Source organism: Oceanobacter sp. 3_MG-2023, from assembly GCF_030688925.1.
Lineage (GTDB): Bacteria > Pseudomonadota > Gammaproteobacteria > Pseudomonadales > Oceanobacteraceae > Oceanobacter.
Genome location: NZ_JAUYVX010000029.1, coordinates 1 through 5,253 on the forward strand (window position 1 = coordinate 1; position 5,253 = coordinate 5,253).

Sequence of the window (5,253 nt, forward strand, 5' to 3'; positions counted from 1 at the left end):
CTGGGCTGACACCACAGCCGGTTCATCACCGTTATACACTTGACCAGCATAGTCATTAAGAGGGTTAAAAACGGCTAAGCGATAAATCGGCATGTAATCATTCCTTGTTCAACAGGGTCGCCACCCAGAGATCATCCTTGGAAATAGGGTGGCCACCCAGAGCTCTTCCTTGGAAATAGTTGGCCACTTCTCATTAAGAAACTCAGGCGTCCAGGCTCAGCAATTAGCAAAGCACGGAGATGCCAAATAGGTCTGAAATATCGAAGTGATTTGGAAGGAAGCAGTATAAAAAGCAGGAACAATTATCTCATCAGTCAAAAGGCTGATTTGGTATCAATAAATACCCCCCGTATTTTATGCTGGTCAGACCCCAGCGAATATTTATTCGTTATTTGATCGGCCACGGTTTCACTGATGGATTGCCAAATTTCGGAAAAACGCCAACTGGCATTCGCAACCTGAATGGTCTCGGCTCCCTGAATGCTATCGACCAACAACCCCTGACGTTCATTACTGCGCTGCATGTCGTCTTTCATCAAGCACCGCATGCTCCGTAATACGGTCTTACAGATGCTGATGATCGCTGGTGTTCTGCTAGGCAATGTGCAACGGCCGACGCAAGGCATCAACCGCAATATAAGCCTGACTGGTTGCATCAACCAGATCTCGACGAACCTGCAACAGGCCGACATCCTCAGCTCGCCTTTCCGCCGTGCCAGCTCAATGGCACGGCTCAACTTGCCGAAAGTCAGCAACGGCTGCTGGATCGTCACCGTGGCCAGAGGCTGCGCCATCACCCGCATCTGCTAACGAGTGTCCTGTCAGCATCAGACCAACCCCTGTGATGTCATAACGCCCATTGGCATGGTCGTCAGGTAGACTTCATTCAGAGACCGCCCCTCATTCAGATCACTCCAGCTTCCATCCCACAACGATACCGAACCGGATGATGCATTGTCCGTCCAGCGGAAAACAAAACCCGACTCCTGCAATGAGAAAGCCGACCCCCATACTCCGGGAGAACTGAAAGAAGCAACCGCCGAATTATTAGCACCCAGTACCGCACTCCCCGACCCGACCAAGACCACCTGATCATCACTGCCAAGAGCCTCTGCATTGGCCCAGCTGCCCCACTCACTTGAATCGGTATTCAAGACCTCTGTCGAAGAATCCACCCGGACGTAAATGGTATAGCTGGTATCTTCCTCAAACGTCCGGCCACTGTGATCTGACGAACTGCCGTTTACCAGATCAAACACCACCGTGCTGGTATCAACCAGAGTGACGGTTTCATCCGCGGCCTGCGATATGTTACCGGCACTGTCGACGGCATAGGCCGTATAATTGCCGCCAGCCAGACCACTGCTATCAACCGCTACACTGGCATCAGCCGTGGCAACGGCCTGGGTCCACAAACTACCGTCTGCAGAGAGAATATCGGCCTCAGTGGTCACGGCCACTGTATCGCTCACCAAATACACCGTACCCGCTTCATTGCTTTGTAGTGTGATCAACTCCCCTGTTTCATAGGTGCTATCCATCACCAGTGTGCCATCGGCATTAAATGCCTGCACAAAGATCGACTCATCACCGTCACTATCAGTCCCGACCCAGGTCACCACATAGGCACCAGCACTGCCTACCGCAGTGATTTGGGGGGCATAGTCAGTGGTATAACCCAGTGCTTCCAGCTGTACTGTGTCACCGTTGACGGAACCTTCGGCGTTAAACGCCTGCACAAAGATCGAAAAATCACCGTCGCTATCCCTTCCGTACCAGGTCACCACATAGGCGCCATCAGTGCCCACGGCGGTAATTTGAGGCCAATAGTCGCCACTGGTGGTATTACCCGGCGCTTCCAGCTGTACTGTGTCACCGTTGAAGGAACCATTGGCATCAAACGCTTGCACAAAGATCGACTCATCACCGTCACTATCATCACCGTACCAGGTCACCACATAGGCGCCAGCGCTGCCTACCGCAGTGATTTGAGGGTGCCAATACCAATCATCCAGTGTTCCCAACTGTACCGTGGCACCGTTTAAGAAGCCGTCAGCATCAAAGGCCTGTACAAAGATCGCCAAACTACTGTCGCCATTCCTTCCGTACCAGGTCACCACATAGGCGCCATCACTACCTACCGCAGTGATTTGCGGATAATAGTCATTATCATTGGTCTTACCCAGTGCTTCCAGCTGTACCGTGTCACCGTTGAAGGAGCCATCGGCTTTAAACGCCTGCACAAAGATCGAATAGTCACCGTCGCTATCATCACCACGCCAGGTCACCACATAAGCGCCAGCGCTGCCCACCGCAGTGATTTGTGGATCATAGTCATGACCAGTGGTATTACTCAGCCCTTCCAGCTGTACCGTGGTGCCGTTGACGGAGCCATCGGCATTAAACGCCTGCACAAAGATTGAATAATCAACGTCGCTATCCCTTCCGTACCAGGTCACCACATAGGCGCCAGCGTTGCCCACCGCGGTGATTTGAGGATCAAAGTCATGGCCAGTGGTATTACCCAGCCCTTCCAGCTGTACCGTGGTGCCATTGAAGGAACCATCGGCTTTAAACGCCTGCACGAAGATCGACCGATCACCTGAATAGCCAGCACCCTCGTACCCGTACCAGGTCACCACATAGGCGCCATCACTGCCCACCGCAGTGATTTGGGGACTTTCGGCCTTACCCAGCTCCAGCTGTACCGTGGTGCCATTGAAGGAACCATCGGCGTTAAATGCCTGCACAAAGATCGACCAATCACCGTCGCTATCCTCACCAGACCAGGTCACCACATAGGCGCCAGCGCTGCCCACCGCAGTGATTTGAGGATCAACGTCATAACCATTGGTCTTACCCAGTGCTTCCAGTTGTACTGTCGCGGGCGATAACACAATACTGGCTTCTGGGGCAATATCGTTAACATCGAGGGTAACCGCTTGGTCGGTATCGTTACCGGCGCCATCGGTAGCGGTAACGATGAATGAGTAACTGGACTTGGTTTCGTAATCGGGGTTGTTCAGCAAGGTAACAACGCCCGTACTACTGTCAATGCTGAAGTCACTGGCGTCAGTGCCAGACAAGGAATAAACCGCCGTCGCGTCATCAGTAGTCGCTGTGTAAATAACCGTGCTTTCACCGGAGTTTTCATCAATCGCGGTCGCGGTCGTGCCAGACGTAAACGTGGGTGCCGTTTCATCCACTAACGTAATCCACTCACTGGAAGCCAGGCTCAGGTTGCCGGCGCTGTCGACGGCATAGGCGTAATAACCGCCCAGCGCCAATGTCGTGGTATCCACAGTGACCGTACCCGCCACCGCTAATGTCGCGGTAGCCCACAGGTTACTGCTGGCGCTGGTGATATCGGCCTCAGTGGTCACGGCCACTGTATCGCTGACCAAATACACCGTACCCGCTTCATTACTTTGTAGTGTGACCAACTCCCCTGTTTCATAGGTGCTGCTATCCATCACCAGTGTGCCATCGGCATTAAACGCCTGCACAAAGATCGAATAATCACCGTCACTATCAGCCCCGTACCAGGTCACCACATAGGCACCATCGCTGCCCACCGCAGTGATTTGAGGGTACCCATCATACCCACTGGTCTTACCCAGTGCTTCCAGTTGTACTGTGTCACCGTTGACAGAGCCATCGGCATTAAACGCCTGCACAAAGATCGAAGTGTCACCGTCGCTATCATCACCGTACCAGGTCACCACATAGGCGCCATCAGTGCCCACCGCAGTGATTTGAGGACTTTCGTCATCACCGTTGGTCTTACCCAGCGCTTCCAGCTGTACTGTGTCACCGTTGAAGGAACCATGGGCGTTAAAGGCCTGCACAAAGATCGACCAATCACCGTCGCTATCCTCACCAGACCAGGTCACCACATAGGCGCCATCAGTGCCCACGGCGGTAATTTGAGGCAGATAGTCATCACCGGTGATATTATCCAGTGCTTCCAGCTGTACTGTGGTGCCGTTTAAAGAGCCAACAGCGTTAAACGCCTGCACAAAGATCGACCAATCACCGTCGCTATCCCTTCCGTACCAGGTCACCACATAGGCGCCATCAGTGCCTACCGCAGTGATTTGGGGATTTCTGTCATAACCTGTCGTATTACCCAGTGCTTCCAGCTGTACCGTGGTGCCATTGAAGGAACCATCGGCTTTAAACGCCTGCACAAAGATCGAATAGTCATTGTTGCTATCCTCACCGTACCAGGTCACCACATAGTCGCCATCAGTGCCCACGGCGGTGATTTGGGGAGAATAGTCATCCCCCGTGGTAGTATCCAACGCTTCCAGCTGTACCTTGGTGCCGTTAATGGAGCCATCGGCTTTAAACGCCTGCACAAAGATAGAATAGTCATTGTTGCTATCGTACCCCTGCCAGGTCACCACATAGGCGCCATCGCTGCCTACCGCAGTGATTTGGGGATCAACGTCATAACCTGTCGTATTACCCAGCGCTTCCAGCTGTACCGTGACACCGTTGAAGGAACCATTGGCTTTAAACGCCTGCACAAAGATAGACCAATCACCGTCGCTATCCTCACCGTACCAGGTCACCACATAGGCGCCATCAGTGCCCACGGCGGTGATTTGGGGGACATAGTCATCACCATCGGTATTACCCGGCGCTTCCAACTGTACCGTGGCACCGTTTAAGGAGCCATCGGCGTTAAACGCCTGCACAAAGATCGACCGATCACCTGAATAGCCAGCACCCTCGTACCCGTACCAGGTCACCACATAAGCGCCAGCGCTGCCTACCGCGGTGATTTGAGGGGCATAGTCACTATCGCTGGTATTACCCAGTGCTTCCAGCTGTACTGTCGCGAGCGATAACACAATACTGGCTTCTGGGGCAGTATCGTCCAGGTCGTTCACATCGAGAGTAACCGCTTGGTCGGTATGGTTACCGGCGCCATCGGTAGCGGTAACGATGAATGAGTAACTGGACTTGGTTTCGTAATCGGGGTTGTTCAGCAAGGTAACAACGCCCGTACTGCTGTCGATGCTGAAGTCACTGGCGTCAGTGCCAGACAAGGAATAAACCGCCGTCGCGTCATCCGTCGTGGCCGTGTAGATAACCGTGCTTTCACCGGAGTTTTCATCAATCGCAGTCGCGGTCGTGCCAGACGTAAACGTGGGTGCCGTTTCATCCACTAACGTAATCCACTCACTGGAAGCCAGGCTCAGGTTGCCGGCGCTGTCGACGGCATAGGCGTAATAACCGCCCAGC

The 5,253-nt window shown here is 53.4% G+C and carries 3 protein-coding genes; 1 reads left to right on the forward strand and 2 read right to left on the reverse strand.

Going from position 1 to position 5,253, the window contains the following annotated elements; genetic code table 11:
* Positions 1–314 precede the first annotated feature (314 nt).
* Positions 315–536, reverse strand: a complete 222-nt coding sequence (locus tag Q8W32_RS16420; protein WP_303434956.1) for a hypothetical protein — start codon at positions 534–536, stop codon at positions 315–317.
* Between the two features lie 34 nt (positions 537–570).
* Here Q8W32_RS16420 and Q8W32_RS16425 point away from each other — a divergent pair, with 34 nt between their 5' ends.
* Positions 571–810, forward strand: coding sequence for a hypothetical protein (locus Q8W32_RS16425; RefSeq protein ID WP_303434953.1), 240 nt, complete (start codon positions 571–573; stop codon positions 808–810).
* Positions 811–827: 17 nt separating this feature from the next.
* Here Q8W32_RS16425 and Q8W32_RS16430 read toward each other — a convergent pair.
* The coding region (locus Q8W32_RS16430) for a cadherin repeat domain-containing protein (protein ID WP_305415672.1) at positions 828–5,253 on the reverse strand (4,426 nt) is incomplete at its 5' end.